The following is a 19,609-nucleotide window of genomic DNA, read 5'->3' as shown; positions in this document are numbered from 1 at the left end:
TTGTACCAACAACCGAACTAAGAGCACGAATTGTCTCCTAACGCTGTGCGTGGAACTAAGCACGGTGGCTAGAACTAAGCACTATGTATCCAAATACCAGCAGTTTCCCAGTAGTACGGAGGAAGATCGCTCTCCGGGCTGTTCATGAAACAGTGAACTCTCTGGGAGAAAAATGCGTAATCAATCAATACTGGCTGTACTACTGGGAACGGCGATCGTTCTGGGGGCCGGCCTCACCGCCCCCGCGATGGCAGCGAATGCCTCCGAGGCATCCACCTCTACCACCACTACTACTTCATCTGCCGACACGGCGGACCGCGTCGATGGCGACATGATCGTCGTGCCCGGGATCACGGATGCACCGACCGCGCCGGCGAAGGCAGCCAACGGCCGTCTTCGCGCCACCGCCGTCACGGTGCACACGATCTATGCGAGTGTCGCCAGCGTGACGAACTCCACCGCCGATGACAACGTCTCGGGCCTCGACCAGACCAGCGTGCAGACACTCGTCGCCGCGATGGACAAATACTGGTCGGCCGAATCCAACGGACACGTGCGCATTCAGTTCGGCGGTTACGAGACGCGTTCGCTCGGACAGGCCACCTGCGCCGGAACCAACGCGGCACTCGCCGCCGATGCAAGCGCTGCCTTCGGCGGCTCCTTTGCCAACTACGCGTGGTCGGGAACGAACCGTCACCTCCTCGTGCTGGCCAAGGAAAGCTGTGGATCGACACCGGTGGCATTCGCCACTGTTGGTGGATCCGGTGGAGAGATCTTCAGCGGCTATGGCACCTCGACGGCCTTCAGCGTGCCGGCGACCGTGCACGAGTTCGGTCACAACCTCGGGTTTGACCACGCCGATGCATCCATCTGTACCAACACCGCCAGCTTTGACGCCAAGATCGCGTCCTTCACGTTCGCCAGCACCGTCTGCCCCACGCAGGAGTACGGCGACTACCTCGACATCATGGGCTTCACCATCGCCTCGGGTCTTCCGCACCTGTCGAGCATCCAGCGCATCAACGCCGGATACATGACCGACTACCAGGCACTCACGAGCGGCACCTCGTCCGTCACCCTGACCGCGCTCGACGGAGCTGCCACTGGAACGCGCGCCCTGAAGATCACCGACCCCAACGATGGCGGTGTCTACTACGTGGAGTACCGCACGTCGTCCGGCGCGGATGCAACAAGCGGAGAGTTCCGCTACCCCAAGTACTGCAACGCCGCGGTCGGCGACGGCTACGTGCTGTGTGGCTCGACCGGGTCATCCTCGACCGGTGAGGTGCGCATCCTGCGGGAGCTTCCCTTCACCGATGGGTACTCGACCTGGTCGGGAACCACCGTCGTCGCCGTCGGTCCCGTCGCCGGTGCGAACGTCAAGACCCGCGACCTGCACCTCGACGCCGGCGAATCGTTCACAGATGTGAACGGTGGCTTCACCGTGTCAGTCGGGTCCCTGAGCCCGTCGGCCGGAGCCGCAGTCACCGTCACGTTCGGAGGCACCGCTCCCGTCGCCAAACCGGTTGCCGCTCCGGCCCCGGTCGCAGCAACCCCCACCACGACCACTCCCGTCACCTCGTCACCGGTGACAACCAAGAAGGCCGCCGCGACGACGATCGCCGTCACGCTCGATCACGGATCCGTGCAGACCTACGGCAAGGCACCGCGCGTCACAGCCACCGCCCGTCTCGCGCGGGTCAACGGCGCCTACCCACAGGGCCGCGTCGCCTTCATTCTCGACGGCAAGCAAACGCTCGCCACCGTGAGAGCGAGCACCAGCGGGGTCGCCGGATACACGCTTCCCGTGTCGATCGCAGGAGGAAAACACAAAATCACCGCCCGGTTCACGCCCTCCAGCGCGGTCTATGGATCGTCGATCAGCAGCGCTCGCGGTCTGATCGTTCGCAAGGCCGTTGCCACCACCACCATCGGCCTCCACACCGCGTCAATCAAGCGGTCGAAGCATGAGTCCGTGGTCGTCATGGTGCGGGCCGCCGGTGTCGCGGCACCCACAGGAACCCTCGTTGCGTACGCAAACGGCAAGAAGCTGAAGAGCTACAGCCTCACGGCGTCCAAGCACGGCAGGGTCACCATCGCTCTTCCCACGTTTGCGAAGAAGGGCACCGTGCGCATCACCGTTACCTACGCGGGTAACGGCAACGTCGCAGCGGATGCCTCGCCGGTTGCCCGGCTCAAGGTAACGAAGTAACAGGCACGTGTGAGCCCGCGGTCGTCATGGTGCCGGCCGCGGGCATCGCGGCTCCCACCGGGACGGAATCTTGTTGGGTACGCGAACGGGAAGAAGCTGAAGAGCTACAGCCTCACGTCGTCCACGCACGGCAGGGTCACCATCGTGTTGCCGAAGTTCGCCACGACGGGCACCGCGCGCATCACCGTCACCTAAGCGGGTAACGGCACCATCGCAGCGGATGCCCCGCCGGTCACCCAGCTGAGGGTGACGAAGTGACTAGGACTGCAGCTGGCTCAGGCGACCGAGGACGGCTGCACGCAGCTCATCGGGAGCCTTTTCCTGGCACGCCTTACGGACCTTCTCCGAGAGGGTGAGTCCGATGAGGTGCTCAGACGAGCAGTCAACACAGGTGTTGAGGTGCTCGGAGATGTCGCTGAAGTCAGCGTCGCTCAGTTCACGGTGCAGATACTCTTCGAGTTCTGACTTGGCCTTGTCGCAACCGCAGTCGGTCATTTCGTGCTCCTTGAAACTTTTTGCCGCGTTGACGCGGGCTTGGCCTCGATGCCACGCTCACGCGCATAATCGGCGAGAAGGTCCCGCAGCATGCGACGGCCGCGGTGGAGGCGGCTCATCACGGTGCCCACGGGGGTTTTCATAATGTCGGCGATCTCCTGGTAGGAGAACCCCTCGACGTCTGCGAAGTACACGGCCATCCGGAAGTCCTCCGGGATCGACTGCAGAGCTTCCTTGACATCGCTGTCGGGAAGGTGATCGATGGCCTCAGCTTCAGCCGATCGCGTCGACGTTGACTGGGTGACAGATTCGGCGCTGCCGAGCTGCCAGTCTTCGAGGTCGTCAATCGTTCCCTGGTAGGGATTGCGCTGGTTCTTGCGGTAGTTATTGATGAAGGTATTCGTCTGGATGCGGTACAGCCAGGCCTTCAGATTGGTGCCCTGCTGGAACTGCCCGAACGCCTGGAACGCCTTGATAAAGGTTTCCTGCACAAGGTCGGCGGCGTCGGACGGGTTGCGCGTGAGGCGCATGGCAGCCGCGTAAAGCTGATCCATATAGGGGATCGCCTGCTCTTCGAAGAGCTCTCTCGGGTCTGCCGGCTCGGTTGTGTCAGTCATCAGCAACAATTCTAGGTCGCTGAGAGTCGGGGCCTCGGGCGCGATGTTCAGTACAGCCACTCGGTCACCCTCCGTTTCGTCGTGTGCGGGTGTAATTACCCGCCGATACAGGGCATAACCTCTGCCGCACCGCCGCTATTCCATGGATGGGCACCCTCGTGATTGGTTACTCTGGTCAGTGATGGCCATATCGAAGATCGCGCAGCCCCAGTTCAGTCCCTATGGGGACGATCAGCCGGTTCCGGATGACACACCCGGCGCATGGCCGGCCCCGGCTGCGTCCGGACCGCTGTCCGCGTCCCTGCAGCTCCCCGGATCGAAGAGCCTGACGAATCGCGAGCTGGTGCTCGCAGCGCTGGCGGATGGACCATCACTGCTGCGCGCTCCCCTGCACTCCCGCGACAGCGCCCTGATGATCCAGGCCCTGCGCACCCTCGGCACACGCATCGACGAGGTCGAGGGCAGCGGCGCCTTCGGACCCGACCTGCTCGTCACCCCGGGCGAACTCACCGGGGGCGGCTACATCGACTGCGGTCTCGCCGGTACGGTGATGCGCTTCCTCCCTCCCGTCGCCGCGCTCGCCCTCGGGCCAGTCGCATTTGACGGCGACGAGGGAGCACGCCGGCGTCCCATGCGCACGGTCATCGACGCCTTGCGGGCACTGGGTGTCGACGTAAACGACGACGGTCGCGGTGCGCTCCCCTTCAGCCTGTACGGCACCGGATCGGTCGAGGGAGGGGAACTGTCCATCGACGCCTCGGCGTCGAGCCAGTTCGTGTCGGGTCTGCTGCTCGTCGCGCCGCGCTTCACCCGCGGCCTCGCCCTCCGCCACACCGGCGAGAAGCTGCCGAGCCTTCCCCACATCGAGATGACGATTGCCACGCTCGCAGCGCGTGGTGTGGTGGTCGAAAACCCGGAACCCGGCGTCTGGGTCGTTCCTCCGGCGGTCATCCGCTCGCGTGACGTCGATCTGGAACCCGACCTGTCGAACGCTGCCCCCTTCCTCGCGGCGGCCGTCGTCGCCGGGGGTACCGTGTCGATCCAGGGCTGGCCCGTGGAGACCACCCAGGTCGGGGCGCACCTCGCCCGACTCCTTCCCCTGTTTGGCGCGACCGTCACCGTCGACGGCACGACCCTCACGGTGGACGGCGGCGCCGGCATCGTTGGTGGCGCCACCTTCCCCGGCGTCGACATCGACCTGAGCATGGGCGGCGAACTCGCTCCCCCGCTAGTCGCTCTGGCTGCCCTCGCGTCCTCCCCCAGCCGCATCACTGGCATCGGTCACCTCCGCGGACACGAGACCGATCGCCTCGCCGCCCTCGCCGCAGAGATCAACGCGCTCGGCGGATCGGTGACCGAGCTCGATGACGGGCTGGAGATCACCCCGCGTCCGCTCCACGGCGGTCTCTGGCACAGCTATGAGGACCACCGCATGGCCACGGCCGGCGCGCTCCTCGGCCTCGCCGTCGAGGGCGTCTTCGTTGACGACATTGGCACCACGGCCAAGACGCTTCCCCAGTTCCCCGAACTGTGGGCGGGTCCCCTGCTGGGCATCTCCCGCCCCAGCGTGAACCCCCTCGAGCTGCTGTAGTCATGAGCTGGCTCACCGACGTCGAAGACGACGAATACGACGAGTACGACGAATCCGCGATTCGCGTGCGCCCGAACCCCAAGGGCAACAAGCCACGAACCAAGATTCGCCCGGAGCACAACGACTCGGTAACGGGTCGCGTGATCTCGGTCGACCGCGGCCGGTATGGCGTCATCGTCGACGAGGGCACCCCCAAGGAACATCGCGCGATCTCGACCCGCGCACGCGAACTCGGCCGCAAGGCGATCGTCACGGGTGACTTCGTCGACCTGGTCGGCGACACCTCCGGTGACGACGGAAGTCTGTCGCGGGTCGTCCGGGTGCAGCCGCGCAGTTCGCTGCTGCGGCGGAGTGCGGATGACACGGACGCCGTCGAACGGATCATCGTCGCCAACGCGGACCAGATGTTGATTGTCGTGGCCGCCGCAAATCCGGAGCCGCGACCTCGCCTCGTCGACAGGTATCTCGTGGCGGCCTTTGACGCCGGGATCACGCCGATCCTCGTGCTGACAAAGACCGACCTGGCCGACCCGTCGAAGTTTCTCGCCAATTTCGCGGGACTCGAACTCCGGGTCATCCGCAGCTCCACTGATGAATTCCCGATCGCGGAGTTGAAGGAGATGCTCGACGGCCACACGACCGTCGCCGTCGGACACTCCGGAGTCGGAAAGTCCACACTCGTCAACGCCCTCGTTCCCGATGCAAACCGCGCCATCGGCCGGGTCAACGACGTGACGGGGCGGGGACGCCACACGTCCTCGTCGACCATTTCGTACCGCGTCGGCTCCGGCTGGATCGTCGATACCCCGGGTGTGCGGTCGTTCGGGCTTGGGCACGTGAATCCCGACAACATTCTGCGGTCGTTCGGCGACCTCGCAAAGATCGCGGAGGGGTGCCCCCGCGGCTGCACGCACCTGCCGGATGCCCCGGACTGCGCGATCGTGGAAGCGGCCGACCGCGGCGACCTCGGTGAAATCGGCAAGCTGCGACTCGACTCCCTTCAGCGACTGTTGGCAACGCTCGCGTAACCTGCCGCCGCTACGCTGGCGGGGTGACCGATTACTCTCTCTCCGATGACCTGAGTCTGGCCATCGCCCTCGCCGGTGATGCCGACCACATTGCGCTCGACCGTTACACAGCGCTCGATCTCGTCGTCACGACGAAGCCCGACCGCACGCCCGTCACCGACGCCGATCAGGCCGTCGAGCGGTCGATCCGTGCGGGTATCACCGCGGCACGTCCGCACGACTCCATTCTTGGCGAGGAATACGGCACCGAGGGCGAGTCATCCCGACAGTGGATCATCGACCCGATCGACGGCACCGCCAACTTCCTCCGCGGCGTTCCCATCTGGGGAACGCTCATCGCTCTCGCGATCGACGGCGTTCCCGTCGTCGGCGTCGTCAGCTCCCCCGCGCTCGGGCGTCGCTGGTGGGCAGCCAAGGGCCATGGCGCGTGGCTCGAGGTCGACGGCGAAGCGGCAACGCGGCTGTCCGTCAGCGGAATCTCCGATCTCGCCGATGCCTCCCTCAGCTACAACAGCCTGCAGGGCTGGGATGAGGCCGGGTACCTCGACGAGGTCATCTCCCTCACCCGCTCGGTCTGGCGGTCGCGCGCGATCGGCGAGATGTGGGCGTACATGCTCCTCGCCGAGGGCGCCCTCGATATCGTCGGTGAGTTCGACCTGCAGCCCTACGACATGGCCGCGATCATCCCAATCATCGAAGAGGCCGGCGGCCGCTTTACCTCGGTCGAGGGCGAGGACGGCCCCTGGCACGGAAGCGCGCTGGCAACCAACGGCGTGCTGCACGACGCGGTGCTTCCGATCGTGCGAAAGTCCGGCAAGTGATCGTCACCCGCGGCCGACTGCTCGCCTCCGCCCTCCTGCTCATTGCCGCGACCGCCCTGAGCGGCTGCAGTGCGTTCGGCCCCGATACCTCGGTCGTGAAGGGTGACGGCGACAGCACGGATGTCTTCACCCTCAAGATCGGCGACTGCCTCAACGACGCTGCCGCCGATGGCGAGGTTTCCAGCGTCCCGACCGTTGACTGCGCGGAGCCGCATGACACCGAGGTGTTCGACGCCATCACCCTCACCGATGAGACCTACCCCGGCGACGACGCTCTCGGTAAGGAAGCCGACGAGGCCTGCCTCGCGGCATTCCCTGCCTTCGCCGGCATTGCCTACGATGACTCCAACCTTGACTACTCGTCGTACTACCCGACCGAGGCGAGCTGGAAGAAGCAGGACCGCGCCGTGACCTGCCTCATCCTGTCGCTGGACCCCGAGGGCAACGTGACCAAGACCACCGGCACGCTCAAGAACGCCAAGAAATAGCAGGACGAGTGGATGACCCGGTCGCCGCGCAGCGCGCCCGACTCTTCGCGGTCGCCCTCGCCCTCGTCGCCGCAACATCCCTGTCCGGGTGCGTCACCATCGTGCAGGCACCTCCCGACCCATCGCCCAAACCCAATGTGGTGGGCAGGAGCGCGGACGCGTTCGCGATCACGATTGGCGATTGGCGATTGGCGATTGCCTAAACGACACCCAGGACGACGAAGAAGTCGAAACGGTGCCGATCGTTAGCTGCAGGATTTCCCATCACAGCGAGGTGTACGACGATGCCGTCATAGCCGGGACCGAATACCCCGGCCTGGAGGCACTCGGAGAAGAAGCGGACCAGGTCTGCAAGAAGTCCTTCGCCGAATTCGTCGGAATCTCCTACGAAGACTCAGGCATCGACTTTTCCCGGTACATTCCCACCGAAGGCAGTTGGGAATCCGGCGATCGACTCATTACGTGTGTCGCCAGGGCAGTCGACATGAACGGCAACTGGGCACAGACCACGGGCACATTGAAGAACGCGCGCTGGTAGGGCGGCCGGGCGGATGCCCCGGGGTGCCGCAGTATTTCGATAGCGGAGGAGATCGTGTCATCCACTGCCCTGAGACGCGGTGAAATGACCGAATCTCCTCCCCCAGTGAAATCCCGGCCGAGGGATCGAGTTGTGTCGGGGATCGTCCAGCACACTTCGGCTCCCGGCGCGCGGATGCACAGCGCCCGAACGCACGCCTGTAGGGCGGCCGGGCGGATGACCCGACCGCCCCGCCCCGCGGCTAGGACTTGACGCGTCCCGACGGCAGGAAGAGCGCCGTCACGGCAGCGAGCGCGAGTGCTCCGGCCCCGACGATCACGGCGGGGACAGCCGCATCCACGTAGTGCGTGGGGTCGAGCTTTCCGCCCGCCCCCGTAAATACCGCCGCCAGCACGGCGATACCGAGGGCCACCCCGATCTCCCGGACGGTGGCGTTCGCGCCGGATGCCTTCGCCTGGTCGGCGGGCGCCATGTTCACCAGCACGGCGGTGGTCGACGGGGAGAAGACGAGCCCCATCCCCACACCCGTGATGAGGAACGGCAGGAACATTCCGCCGAAGGTCAGATCCACCGACATGGTCAGCGCGATCCACAGCACGCCGATGGCCTGTAGCGACAGTCCCGCGACGATGAGTACCCGGGTTCCGACCCTCGGCACGATGAAGCCCGTCAGCGGAGCGATGACGAGCGGGGCGAGAGTCCACGGCATCGTCATCAGTCCGGCCTCGAGCGGACTGTGCCCCTGCACGACCTGCAGAAACTGGATGAGGATGAAGATCGATCCGAAGATGCCGAAGCTGAAGACGAGACCGACGATGTTCGCCAGCGTGAAGCTACGGTCACGGAAGAGGCGTAACGGCAGCAGCGGGGCATCCACCCGCGACTCCCAGACGATGAACGCCGCGATCAACACGGCGCCGAGAATGAGGGAGCCCATGACCTCGAGGCTGTCCCACCCCGCTTCGTTGCCGCGCACGATGCCGTAGACGATCCCGAGTACGCCGACTCCGACCAACAGCAGCCCGATGACGTCGGCACGCACCCGCGCCCCGAAGCTGTTGGGAAGGGCGGCCAGCGCCAGGGGAATGGCGATGACCCCGAACGGAACGTTCAGCCAGAAGATGGCCTGCCAGTTCCAGCCCTCAATGACGGCCCCGCCGATGAGGGGGCCGAGTGCGACGCCGAGTCCTGAGACGCCACCCCAGATTCCAATGGCGAGCGGACGCAGTTTCGCACCGACACTCCCGACCAACAGCGTGAGGGACAGCGGCATGAGAGCGGATGCCCCGATGCCCTGCACAGCCCGGGAGGCAATGAGCATCCACGGCTCGGTGCTGAGAGCGGAGAACACGGAACTGAGAGTGAAGAGGGCGATGCCAATGACGAAGATGGTGCGGCGCCCCAGCCTGTCCCCGAGGGCGACGGCCATGAGCATGAACGTGGCGAAGCTCAGGGTGTAGGCGTTGACGAACCACTCCAGCTCGCCAATGGAGGCGTTGAGATCTGTGCGAATGACAGGGAGGGCACTCGTCATGATGAGGTTGTCGAGCGTCGCCATAAACATGGGGAGGGAAGCCGCCGTGATCGCCAGCCACACCGGGATTTTTCGTCGCGGAGCGGCCGCGGGAGCGGCGGTGACGTCGCTGAGAGTTGTGCTCATGAGAGTCTCCATTAAGTGATCGGTTGATAACTAAGCACCACAATAAGTGATCAGCTGATAACCTGTCAACCATGAGCGACGGAACACGAATGCGCGCGGAGGATCGGCGGGAACTGGTTCTCGCCGAGGCGACCCGGATCTTTGGCAGCTACGGATACGTGGGCGCGACCACCCACCAGGTGGCGGAGGCGGCGGGAGTCAGCCAGCCCTACATCGTCAAGATGTTCGGCACCAAGGAGAATCTGTTCCTCGAAGTGCTCGGGCGGGCGCTAGACTGCCTGATGACCGCATTCCGCGCGGAAGTTGCGGACGAGACATCCACCCAACCGCTCGGCGCACGCCTCGGTCTCGCCTACGTCAATCTCGTGTCACAGACGGGGATGCTGTTGTCCCTCATGCACGGCTTTGTGCTCGGCGCGGACCCCTGTATCGGGCCTGTCGCGCGCGCGGGCTTTATGACGGTCTATCGATTCCTGCGGGAGGAGGGCGGATTCTCGCCCGAGGAGTCGCACGCGTTTCTCGCCGACGGCATGCTCATGAACACCATGATCGGCCTGCGAATGACCGACGACTACGGAACCGACGCGTCGGTAGACGAACTGCTGACAACCACGTTCCCGAACAAGCTGGAGCTCATTCGGTCGAAGGCGGATCCCGCGCCCTCGGGCGGAGCGACGTCTCCCGCGGCAGGCGCTCCGGCCGACGGCACTCCGGATACCGCTTAGAGGAACTGCACGACCTCGGCGCTGTCGAGGCGCGGCATGCGCGGACGCGGTGCCTCCTCGCCGGCGCGTCCCAGGTTGACCACCAGAATGGAGTGCAGGCGGCCGTCGGAGAAGAACTCTGCGTCCACACCAGCGGAGTCGAATCCCGCCATCGGACCGACCGCGAAGCCGAGCGATCGGGCAGCAATGATGAAGTATCCCGCCTGGAGCGCCGAGTTGAACGTGCCCCACTCGCCGCGCATGGCGTCGTCGGTTGCGAACACCTCGGTCATGCCCGAGAGGAATGGCGCCACCGTGGGAATTGCCTCGTAAAACTTGTTGTCGACCGCGAGCACGGCAACGACCGGCGCGGCGAGCGTCTTTGCGCGGTTTCCCTCGTTCATGTGAACGCCGAGACGCTCGCGCGCTTCGGGAGTGTTGACGTAGACGAGACGCATCGGCTGCAGGTTTGCTGCCGTCGGTGCCCACTTGGCGAGATTCCAGATGGCCGTCAGCTCATCCTCGGTGATGGGGGTATCAGCGAAGCTGGCGTGGGTGCGAGCTTCTGTGAAGAGGGCAGAGAGGGCCTCGTCATTGAGGGCGGTGATGGTGTCGACGGACGAGGATTCCACTGTTTACAACTTTCATTTCGCTGGTCACTTTGAAAAAACTAGTTACAAGGTGAAACGTAGCACAGTGCTAGGGTGGACGCATGTCAGAGGAGATCACGGATACCCCGCATGACTCCCGAGCCTGCGACGGTGCGCTCACGCGGGCGTTCGGATTCCTCGGCAAGCGCTGGAACGGCGTGATTCTCGCGGTGTTGACCGGCGGCTCCGCCACCTTCACCGAACTGCGTCGCGCCGTCGGCGGAATCAGCGACTCGGTGCTGTCCGAGCGCCTGGTCGAACTGGCGACCGCGGGTCTCGTGGAGCGCTCGGTCGACGTCGGTCCGCCGGTCGCCGTGTCCTACGGGCTGACCGAGTCGGGCCTCGCGCTCCTCCCGGCGATGAACGAGCTCACCACATGGGCGCGCCACAACCTTCCGCCCACCGCGGCGAAGTAACTCAGCGTCCCGACAACACCCGCACGAAGTCGGCGACGAAGGCCCTGGAGTTCACCTCGAGCACCACGACGGTGTCGGGAGTTTCTTCGGTTGGCCAGCCGACCGGCAGTCCCTCGTCCGTGCGCACCAGATGCGCCCGGGTGGCAAACCCATCGGACGTGATGTTGACGGGACCGTCGACCGATCGGGTGATCCATTCCGGCTGCACGAGCAGGGCAGCGGCAAGTCCATCGTGGGCGGGCGACACGCGGCGCCCCCACGCGAACTGGTAGAAGTCCATGTAGGCGTCGAGGATCCGCGCCGAGAAGGTGCCCCATTCCGTTCCGGCGCGATACAGCGCCTGCACGGCCTGTTCGTCGAGGATGACCCCGGCCGTCACGTTGACGCCCACCATCACCACACGCGTGCGCGGTGCGGCAATCACGAGGGCTGCGGCCATCGCATCGTTCTGGATGTTCGCGTCGATCATCAGGGTGGTGCCGAGCGGAGGGAACGGCCCGGAGCCGCCCATGATGACGACCGACCGGAACAGGGTGAGCAACTCCGGCTCCACCTGCAGCGCGAGACCGATGTTGGTCAGCGGGCCGATGGGCAGCAGGTCGTAATACCCGGGACGCTCGCGCGCCATCGCCACAATGAGCTCGGCGGAACTGAGCGGCGACAGGTTCTGGGGTGCGATCGGATCCGACCACAGGTCCCCGAGACCGTCCGCGCCATGGACATGACCGGCAATGCTGGGTTCCCCCGACATGGGTCCCGCAGCGCCCTTCGCGACGAGGATGCCGTCGGCGCCAGCAACCTGAAGCACGCGGGCAATATTGGTGACGGATGCCTCGACCGGCGTGTTTCCGTACACACTCGTGATGGCGGAGATCTCCACATCATCCCGCCCCAGCAGGTACAGGAGCGCAAGCGCATCGTCGATCCCGGTGTCGGTGTCGACGATGACATGGCGGACATCGGTGCTGGATGAATCGGTCATGCGCTCATTGTCCGGCACCGAGTCACCGCAGTCCGGCAGTCACCGGGGCCTGGCTCGGATTGTCTGCGGAGTCGAGATCGCGACGCAGCGCCGCGACAGTGCGGATGAGGATTACGATCCACCCCAGGATGACGGATGCGGCCACCAGCTCGAGGGCTGTGAGGTTGTAGTACCCGATGGGATAAAACAGCAGCGTCACAACGACGATCGCGACGAGGAAGCCGTAGCCCAGCCAGTAAAACGTGGGTGGAAATCCCGGCAGCACAAACCGGAGCGCGACCACCAGGCCGACAAAGACAACAACCATGCCGGTGGCAACGGTGTTGTGAAGCGCAAGGAACCGGTCCACCGGGAAGATTCCGACCGCTCCGAGGAAGACACCGAGGGCGACGAGCCCCCACCCCACCGCTGACACGCGCTTCGGCTGGTAGTCGGGTCGACGGGACGCCCAGCGTCGCAGGTCCGCCGTGACGTAATCAGCGAGAGTGACAACCAGCAGCCCGGTCGCGATCAGAGTGAAGTTGAAGGCAAAACCCGAGAAGCCCGCCATCGTGCCGAGGGCACTGAAATTGAGTTTCCACCATCCGGGGTCGGGTGCCGTAATCATGCTCGCCAGCATGCCCGCGACGATGAAGATCGACAGCAGCGTTGATACCCGGAAGGCGCTGATGGTCGCCGCCGATGCCTGCATAAAGTAGGCACCGATACCCACGACGACAGACACGAGGATCGTGGCTGTCAGCAGGTCGACCTCGAGGCCCTCGAAGGCACGTTGGAGAATGGCGAATGTTCCGAGACTCAGGATGGCCCAGATCGCGAGGTGATTGAGGGCGAGCGCGCAGGTATCGAGCACACGGCGCGCGAGCCGCAGGCGATCATCGCCGGGAACCGACATCGGAGGCAGCGTAGACAGGTATGCGACCACAAAGGACGTCGTACCGAGTGCTCCGCCGACGATCGCGGCGACGGTTCCCACCGACCACGCACCGGACAACGCAACGTCGCCGTCCCAGAACACGATGGCGCTGATGACGGCACCGATGGCCGCGGCGATGAAGGCGACCTGCAGGGTCCGCGACTCCAGATGAATGGCGGACAGAGCAATGCGACGGTGACCCGTGTCTGACATGGACGACTATCTTCCCCTCGCGTGGTGTCCGGTTGCGGTACTGCCATCTTGGCAGCACCCACGCTTCGGAGGGGAAGGACGAGTCAATAGCGTGCGATAACGACCTGATGGTGGAGATGCGGGGAATTGAACCCCGGTCCACTGCTGTAATTCTGCGCCTTCTACGGGTGTAGCTCGTAAAAGCGTTCTACTCGGCTCTGATCTTTGCTACGAGCACCTAGGTCAACGAGCCCAGCCATAGTGCAAGTCCCCCGTAGCCCTAAGGCGTAACTACGGAGCAATCTCTCTAGATAGCGCCGGAACCCGGGTAGAGAGCATTCCCGGACCGACGGACTTCTTTAGTGCGCTCGCTTAGGCAGCGAGGGCGAAGTCAGTGCGCTTTGAATCGGCACTTATATTTTGCAGGAGGCGTTTACGAGATAACCCTGCATCCTCGACCCGCTTCTCGCAGTTTTGCAGGCAATGTCGAAACCGATCATCCCCATGCCGCACCCGGGCTCCGTATCACGGGAGCCTTCGAGGTGGGTCGTTATCGCACGCTGTTGACTTGTCAAAACTGCACGTGAAGTGCAGCCCTCTATTCTAGAACACACTCGCGTCTGATTGCATGCCCAGGAGGATCCCGTGAACGACACCGTCATAACCGTCCAGGGCAGGTTCTCCGCGTTTTACCCACCGGAGCGCGCGACCGTGTCTGTCGTGGTGCATCACGAGGCGGACGCGCGGCAGGACGCGTGGGAGAAGACGACCGCCGCGGCATCCGCTATCCGGGACCATATCAAGTCGCGCGTGCTCGAGGACAAGGACGCCAGCCCGGTGACCTGGTGGTCAAGCGACAGCGTTCAGGTCTGGTCGGAGAAGCCATGGAGCGCCGACGGTGCCCAGCTGCCCCTCGTGTATCACTCACGGGTAACCGTCTCGGCGAAGTTTCGCGACTTCCAAGCGCTGGCGTCATCGCTCGAACTGCTCGCGGACATCGACGGCGTGAGCATCGACGCCCTGTCCTGGGCGCTCACCGACGGACGGACGACCACCGTGACGGCGGAGGTGCGGTCGCGTGCGGTCAAGGATGCCGTCGCCAAGGCCTCGGTCTACGCGCAGAGCATTGGGCTGGGCACGGTGCGTGCCGTGGCGATCGCGGATCCCGGCATGCTGGGCGACCAGGTACACAGCGGCGCAACCGACGGGGCCGTCTACCTCACGCGAGCGAGCAAATCCATGGACTCGGGCAGCGCACCCACGTTGTCGCTGAAGCCCGAGGACATCGAAGTCAGCGCAATCGTCGACGCGAGGTTCATCGCGTCGTAGGCGGTGGCTTCCTAGTCCCCCATGTTGCGGCGAGCGGAGATGGCGCGATCCGACTCACGCTTATCCTGGCGCTCCCGAAGCGTCTGGCGCTTGTCGTATTCCTTCTTACCCTTCGCGACCGCGATCTCGACCTTGGCATTGCCGTCGAGAAAGTAGATCTGCATGGGGACGAGCGTGTAGCCGCCCTCCTTGATCTTCGCGTGGATCTTCAGGATCTGCTGCTTGTGCAACAGCAGCTTGCGCTTGCGACGCGGCGGGTGGTTGTTCCAGGTGCCCTGGTTGTACTCGGGGATGTGCACGGCGTCGAGCCATGCCTCGCCGTACTCCACGAACGCATAGCCATCGACGAGCGAGGCGCGACCGGCGCGCAGGGACTTCACCTCGGTGCCCGTGAGCACCATTCCGGCCTCATAGGTGTCCTCGACCAGGTAGTCGTGGCGGGCCTTGCGGTTGGTCGCCACGACCTTTCGACCTTGTTCCCTGGGCACGATGAACTCCAAATCTCATGAGCCCGGCTCAGTGCCGGGCAGCCCATCAGTCTAGCCGGAGAATGGATGACCCGGGCGACTGTCACCGCCCGGGTCATCCACCACTCCCCCACGCATTCGCGGGGTACGGCTATACCTTGAGGTACCTGCTGATCGCGGCGCCGGCGGAGACGGCCGCGAGCGCGGCACCCAGCACCAGCAGAATCGGCACAACGATGAACGCCTGGTTCAGTCCGACGAGGGTGGTGCTCGCGCCGAGGGTCGACCCGAGGTACCCCTCGACGAAGAGCTTCACGATCGCGACGATGGCGGCACTCGCCAGCACCGATCCGATGAGGGCGGCAAACACGCCCTCCAGAATGAACGGCGTTTGGATGAACCGGTTCGAGGCGCCCACCAGACGCATGATCCCCAACTCTCGCCGTCGGCTGAACGCGCTGAGCCTGATGGTGGTGGCGATCAGCAGTACGGCGGCGACGAGCATGAGGGCAGCCAACCCGACGGCGGTGAAACTGGCCGCGTTGAGCACCGCGAAGATCGGGTTCAGGTACGCGCGCTGGTCCTCGACGTCCTGCACACCGGCCATCCCCTTGAGGCTGTCCACGATGATCGCGGCTTTGTCGGGATCCTTGAGGTTGACGCGGTAGCTCTCGTTGAGCTGGTCGGCCGTGGTGAAGGTCGCGATGGGGCTTCCCGCGAAGCCCTTCTGGAAGTTGGCGAACGCCTCGGCGTGCGACTCGAAGTCGACCTTCTTGATGTACGGCTTGAGGCTCGGGGAGTCCAGCTGGGCCTGAATGGCGGTCTTCTGGTCATCGGTCGTCTCCGCCTGCGCACAGTTTCCGCCGGTGTCGGTGGAGGTACACAGGTACACGGCGACCTGCGCACGGTCGTACCAGTAGCCCTTCATCTGGCCGATCTGCATCTGCAGCAGGATGGCCGCGCCGACGAAAGTCAGCGAGATGAACGTGACGAGGATGACCGAAATGACCATCGAAATGTTGCGACGGAGACCCTGCCCGGCCTCGCTGAGAACGAGTCCAAACCTCACGACGTCACCTCGGGAGCTCCCGCGAGTCCGAAGCCCTGAATCGGGATCGACTGCGTCTGGTATCCACCCTGGCGCTCGTCGCGCACAATCTGACCGCTGATCAACTCGATCACGCGGCGCTGCATCTGGTCGACGATGCCGGCGTCGTGCGTGGCCATGATCACCGTCGTGCCACCGAGGTTGATGCGCTCGAGGAGCGTCATGATTCCAGCGGATGTCGCGGGGTCGAGGTTACCCGTCGGCTCATCGGCCAACAGGATCGCGGGCTTGTTGACGATCGCGCGGGCGATCGCCACCCGCTGCTGCTCACCACCGGAAAGCTCGTGGGGGAAGCGCCCGGACTTGCCGGCGAGACCCACCATCTTCAGGGTGTCGGGGACGGCTTCCTGGATGAAGCCCTTGCTCTTACCGATGACCTGAAGGGTGAAGGCGACGTTGTCGAACACGGTCTTCTGAGGCAGGAGGCGGAAGTCCTGGAAGACGACGCCGAGGTTGCGACGGAAGAACGGCACTTTGCGGTTCGGCAGGGTGTTGAGCTGCTGGCCGAGTACGTGGATCTGTCCCTTTGTCGGCTTTTCCTCCTTCAGCACCAATCGGAGGAAGCTCGACTTACCGGAGCCGGAGGCGCCCACGAGGAAGACGAACTCCCCCTTGAGGATCTCAAGGCTCACGGAATTGAGCGCGGGGCGCGTGTTCCCCGAATAGGACTTGGAGACTGAATCAAAGCGAATCATGACCCTCGAAGCCTAGGCAGGCATTGGCGGGATGGGCGCAGCGACACCCCCTCTTATGGAGTACTCAGTTAGTCCCGACCCCCGGCGAGCAGTCGCAAAATTGCCCCTTTCGCATGGCCGCAAACGGCGTAGCGTCGGCATCGTGGGACTGGTTGTTGAGGCTACGGGCCTCCGGAAGCGATTTGGTCAGGTACACGCGCTTGACGGGTTGGATCTCAGCGTGTCGGCGGGAGAGGTGCACGGCTTTCTCGGCACCAATGGTGCGGGCAAGTCGACCACCATCCGAATCCTGCTGGGGCTCGCCCGCGCCAGCGGCGGGACTGTCCGCGTCTTCGGCGCCGATCCGTGGGATGACGCCGTGTCCCTGCACCGGCGCATCGCCTACGTTCCCGGGGATGTGAGCCTGTGGCCAAACCTCTCTGGCGGCGAGGCAATTGATCTGCTGAGCCGGTTGCGTCGCGGTGCGCCCCACGACGTCGCGGAGTATCGCCGCCGCCGCGCCCGCCTGCTCGACGTGTTTCAGCTCGACCCCGCGCGCAAGGGACGGGCCTACTCCAAGGGCAACCGCCAGAAGGTCGCGCTGGTGACGGCATTCGCCACTCCCGCGGACCTGTACGTCCTCGACGAGCCGACCAGCGGTCTCGACCCGCTCATGGAGGCAGTGTTCGCCGCGGAGATTTATCGGGTGCGCGACGAGGGCGCGACGGTCCTGCTGTCGAGCCACATCCTGTCGGAGGTCGAGCAGCTCTGTGACCGGGTAACCATCATCCGCGCGGGCACGACGGCGGAGACCGGAACCCTCTCCGAGCTGCGTCACCTCACACGCACCGAAATCGCGTTCTCCTCGGATGGAATGGATGCCTCGCGGCTGGCCCAGATCGCCGGCGCCCACGATCTCGAGGTGCGCGATGGACGGGTGCGACTGACCACGGACAGCACGGACCTGGCCCCGACGCTCGAATCGCTCGCGGCCCTGCGGGTGCAGGCGTTGACGGTGGCACCCGCATCCCTCGAAGAGCTATTCCTCCGCAACTACGGCGAGCGCACCGTCGCGGCCCCTCCCCAACTCGCGACCCGGTCATGAATACCCTCGCTCCCCTACTGTGGCAGCGGGCACGGCGTGACCGCTGGACGCTCACCTACTGGATCCTCGGCACTGGGCTGCTCGCCCTCTTCGCCGCGACGGCGGTGCGAAGCGAGTACGGCGATGATGCGGCCCGCGCCGGCATCCTGCGCCTGGCCGTCGCGCACCCATCGATCCTTCTCCTCCGTGGCCTGCCGCAGGGAGCAGGACTCGATGCCTTCGTCTTCTTTCAGATTTTCACCTACCTCGCGCTCCTCGCCGCGCTCATGAGCACGCTGCTCGCCGTGCGGCACTCCCGGGCAGAGGAGGAGACCGGGCGTGCCGAGTTGATCGCATCCACCCGTGCCGCACGCGACTCTGCCGCGGTGGCAACCCTCGTGCACGGCGTAGCCGCCAACGTCGCCCTCGGGGTCGCGGTGGCGGGAGGATTCGCGCTGGGCGGCCTCGCCCTTCGGGGATCCATCGTCACCGGGCTGGCGGCGGCAGCGACCGGCATCGTCTTTCTGGCGATCGGACTGTTCGTCGCGCAATTCGTGCGCACCTCCCGCGGGGCGAACGGCGTTTCGGCTGCATTGGTCGGACTCGCGTTCGTCCTTCGGGGCGTCGGGGACGCGCTCGGCACCCCCACGGTCGACGGGCTACACATGACGAGTTCATGGCTGAGCTGGCTCTCTCCCATCGGGTGGGGGCAGCACGTGGCGGCGTTCTCTGGCGACACTCTCCTTCCCCTCGTCCCCAGCCTGCTGCTGGCGACCGCGGCAGGGGCGGGCGCGCTCCTGCTCGGCGCGAGGCGTGATGTCGGATCGAGCCTCCTGAAGGCACGCGCGTCCAGACCGCAGGCACGACGGTCGCTGTCGACGGGATTTGCCCTTGCCTGGCGATTGCAGTGGCCGTCCATCGTCGGATGGGCCGTAGGTGCGGCGGCGTTCGGGCTGTTCGCCGGAACCCTCTCGGGCCTCATCGAACAGGCGACCGCCGCCAATCCCACCGTTGCCGACACCCTGAGAGGCCTGGTCAGCAGCGATGGATCCGTCGATCAGGCATTGATCTCGGCAATGTTCTCCATCGTTGGAGTACTCGCCGCCGCCTGCGCCGTTCAGTCAGTGATCCGCCTGCGGCAGGAAGAGACGTCGGGGTTGGCGGAAATGGTGTTGGCGACGCCCGTGACCCGGGTGCGCTGGCTGCTCGACTACGTGGCCGTCGGCGCTCTCGCGATCGTGATTGTGATCTCTGCCGCATGGATTGTCGCGACCGCGGGCGTTCTCGCCAGCGGGGACGACACAGCACACATCGGGGATGCGACGGTGGCCGCCGCCGCTCAGCTCCCGGCAGCCCTGACCTACCTCGGTGTGCTGGCGCTTGTGTTTGCCGCACTGCCGACCGCGACTGTTGCGCTCGGTTGGGCGGTCCTCGCCGTCGGCGCCGTCCTGGGGATCTTTGGAGGCATCATCGGGGCGCCGCGGTGGGTCCGCGATGTGTCGCCGTTCAGTCACATCGCGGCGCTGTCCGGCAATTCCGTCGCGTGGAACGGCGGTCTCTGGATGGTGGTGATAGCGGCGGCAGCCGCCGGAGCTGCGGTCGCCTTCATGCGACGCCGCGATCTCAGGGTCTGAGGA

The 19,609-nt window shown here is 65.0% G+C and carries 21 protein-coding genes and 1 other RNA gene; 12 read left to right on the top strand and 10 right to left on the bottom strand.

From position 1 onward, the window contains the following. Positions 1-172 precede the first annotated feature (172 nt). On the top strand, positions 173-2,212 hold the full coding sequence (locus HB677_RS01780) for an Ig-like domain repeat protein (protein WP_213813926.1): 2,040 nt from the start codon (positions 173-175) through the stop codon (positions 2,210-2,212). A 258-nt stretch (positions 2,213-2,470) separates the two neighbouring features. Here the strand turns inward: HB677_RS01780 and HB677_RS01775 are convergent, their stop codons facing one another. Continuing rightward, positions 2,471-2,707: an alpha-ketoglutarate decarboxylase gene (locus HB677_RS01775; RefSeq protein WP_213813925.1), complete on the bottom strand. Its 237-nt coding sequence runs from the start codon at positions 2,705-2,707 to the stop codon at positions 2,471-2,473. Further along, a complete protein-coding gene (locus HB677_RS01770) occupies positions 2,704-3,324 on the bottom strand; it encodes a sigma-70 family RNA polymerase sigma factor (protein WP_213813924.1) in 621 nt (206 codons plus the stop codon). The genes HB677_RS01775 and HB677_RS01770 overlap by 4 nt, the downstream gene beginning before the upstream one ends. A 181-nt stretch (positions 3,325-3,505) precedes the next feature. Here HB677_RS01770 and aroA point away from each other — a divergent pair, with 181 nt between their 5' ends. The 6 genes from aroA to HB677_RS01740 are packed head-to-tail and all read left to right on the top strand — an operon-like array spanning position 3,506 to position 7,790. Then, complete coding sequence (gene aroA, locus HB677_RS01765; RefSeq protein ID WP_213813923.1) at positions 3,506-4,915, top strand: 3-phosphoshikimate 1-carboxyvinyltransferase; 1,410 nt, start codon at positions 3,506-3,508, stop codon at positions 4,913-4,915. 2 nt (positions 4,916-4,917) lie between these two features. Then, complete coding sequence (gene rsgA / locus HB677_RS01760; protein ID WP_213813922.1) at positions 4,918-5,943, top strand: ribosome small subunit-dependent GTPase A; 1,026 nt, start codon at positions 4,918-4,920, stop codon at positions 5,941-5,943. Positions 5,944-5,966: 23 nt separating this feature from the next. Beyond that, positions 5,967-6,764 carry an inositol monophosphatase family protein gene (locus tag HB677_RS01755; protein WP_213813921.1) on the top strand — a complete coding sequence of 266 codons (798 nt, stop codon included), beginning with the start codon at positions 5,967-5,969 and terminating at the stop codon, positions 6,762-6,764. After that, the gene (locus HB677_RS01750) at positions 6,761-7,252 is read left to right on the top strand and encodes a septum formation family protein (protein ID WP_213813920.1); all 492 of its coding nucleotides are present in this window, start codon (positions 6,761-6,763) and stop codon (positions 7,250-7,252) included. Before HB677_RS01755 ends, HB677_RS01750 begins: the two co-directional genes overlap by 4 nt. An 8-nt stretch (positions 7,253-7,260) precedes the next feature. After that, positions 7,261-7,455 carry a hypothetical protein gene (locus HB677_RS01745; protein WP_213813919.1) on the top strand — a complete coding sequence of 65 codons (195 nt, stop codon included), beginning with the start codon at positions 7,261-7,263 and terminating at the stop codon, positions 7,453-7,455. Next, entirely contained in the window at positions 7,434-7,790 is a 357-nt protein-coding gene (locus tag HB677_RS01740) for a septum formation family protein (protein ID WP_213813918.1), read from the top strand. Before HB677_RS01745 ends, HB677_RS01740 begins: the two co-directional genes overlap by 22 nt. Before the next feature lie 241 nt (positions 7,791-8,031). Here HB677_RS01740 and HB677_RS01735 read toward each other — a convergent pair whose 3' ends face one another. Further along, a complete protein-coding gene (locus tag HB677_RS01735) occupies positions 8,032-9,450 on the bottom strand; it encodes an MFS transporter (RefSeq protein WP_213813917.1) in 1,419 nt (472 codons plus the stop codon). 71 nt (positions 9,451-9,521) lie between these two features. On the opposite strand from HB677_RS01735, the gene HB677_RS01730 reads away from it, so the two are divergent. Continuing rightward, the gene (locus HB677_RS01730; protein ID WP_213813916.1) at positions 9,522-10,175 is read left to right on the top strand and encodes a TetR/AcrR family transcriptional regulator; all 654 of its coding nucleotides are present in this window, start codon (positions 9,522-9,524) and stop codon (positions 10,173-10,175) included. On the opposite strand, the gene HB677_RS01725 is transcribed toward HB677_RS01730, so the two are convergent. Then, complete coding sequence (locus tag HB677_RS01725) at positions 10,172-10,786, bottom strand: malonic semialdehyde reductase (RefSeq protein WP_213813915.1); 615 nt, start codon at positions 10,784-10,786, stop codon at positions 10,172-10,174. The genes HB677_RS01730 and HB677_RS01725 overlap by 4 nt on opposite strands. Before the next feature lie 80 nt (positions 10,787-10,866). On the opposite strand from HB677_RS01725, the gene HB677_RS01720 reads away from it, so the two are divergent. Beyond that, the gene (locus HB677_RS01720; protein WP_213813914.1) at positions 10,867-11,220 is read left to right on the top strand and encodes a helix-turn-helix domain-containing protein; all 354 of its coding nucleotides are present in this window, start codon (positions 10,867-10,869) and stop codon (positions 11,218-11,220) included. A gap of 1 nt (position 11,221) precedes the next feature. Here HB677_RS01720 and HB677_RS01715 read toward each other — a convergent pair whose 3' ends face one another. From HB677_RS01715 to ssrA, 3 genes are all read right to left on the bottom strand, one after another. Further along, complete coding sequence (locus tag HB677_RS01715) at positions 11,222-12,202, bottom strand: nucleoside hydrolase (RefSeq protein ID WP_213813913.1); 981 nt, start codon at positions 12,200-12,202, stop codon at positions 11,222-11,224. Positions 12,203-12,224: 22 nt separating this feature from the next. Beyond that, a complete protein-coding gene (locus HB677_RS01710) occupies positions 12,225-13,331 on the bottom strand; it encodes a DUF998 domain-containing protein (RefSeq protein ID WP_213813912.1) in 1,107 nt (368 codons plus the stop codon). Positions 13,332-13,439: 108 nt separating this feature from the next. Next, positions 13,440-13,814: a transfer-messenger RNA gene (gene ssrA, locus HB677_RS01705) on the bottom strand. 141 nt (positions 13,815-13,955) lie between these two features. Here ssrA and HB677_RS01700 point away from each other — a divergent pair. Continuing rightward, positions 13,956-14,639: an SIMPL domain-containing protein gene (locus tag HB677_RS01700; RefSeq protein ID WP_213813911.1), complete on the top strand. Its 684-nt coding sequence runs from the start codon at positions 13,956-13,958 to the stop codon at positions 14,637-14,639. An 11-nt stretch (positions 14,640-14,650) separates the two neighbouring features. Here HB677_RS01700 and smpB read toward each other — a convergent pair whose 3' ends face one another. From smpB to ftsE, 3 genes are all read right to left on the bottom strand, one after another. After that, positions 14,651-15,127 carry an SsrA-binding protein SmpB gene (gene smpB / locus HB677_RS01695; RefSeq protein ID WP_213813910.1) on the bottom strand — a complete coding sequence of 159 codons (477 nt, stop codon included), beginning with the start codon at positions 15,125-15,127 and terminating at the stop codon, positions 14,651-14,653. 130 nt (positions 15,128-15,257) lie between these two features. After that, the gene (gene ftsX, locus HB677_RS01690; RefSeq protein ID WP_213813909.1) at positions 15,258-16,175 is read right to left on the bottom strand and encodes a permease-like cell division protein FtsX; all 918 of its coding nucleotides are present in this window, start codon (positions 16,173-16,175) and stop codon (positions 15,258-15,260) included. After that, positions 16,172-16,909 (bottom strand): cell division ATP-binding protein FtsE, encoded by a 738-nt coding sequence (ftsE, locus tag HB677_RS01685; protein ID WP_213813908.1) that lies wholly within the window; start codon positions 16,907-16,909, stop codon positions 16,172-16,174. The genes ftsX and ftsE overlap by 4 nt, the downstream gene beginning before the upstream one ends. A gap of 142 nt (positions 16,910-17,051) precedes the next feature. Here ftsE and HB677_RS01680 point away from each other — a divergent pair, with 142 nt between their 5' ends. Together HB677_RS01680 and HB677_RS01675 are read left to right on the top strand one after the other, a co-directional pair. Further along, on the top strand, positions 17,052-17,993 hold the full coding sequence (locus HB677_RS01680; RefSeq protein WP_307852438.1) for an ABC transporter ATP-binding protein: 942 nt from the start codon (positions 17,052-17,054) through the stop codon (positions 17,991-17,993). Continuing rightward, positions 17,990-19,606 carry an ABC transporter permease gene (locus HB677_RS01675; protein WP_213813906.1) on the top strand — a complete coding sequence of 539 codons (1,617 nt, stop codon included), beginning with the start codon at positions 17,990-17,992 and terminating at the stop codon, positions 19,604-19,606. Before HB677_RS01680 ends, HB677_RS01675 begins: the two co-directional genes overlap by 4 nt. Positions 19,607-19,609: the final 3 nt, after the last annotated feature.

This window comes from Glaciihabitans sp. dw_435 (genome assembly GCF_018449675.1).
GTDB lineage: Bacteria > Actinomycetota > Actinomycetes > Actinomycetales > Microbacteriaceae > Glaciihabitans.
This window is presented reverse-complemented; position numbering and strand designations above follow the sequence as displayed.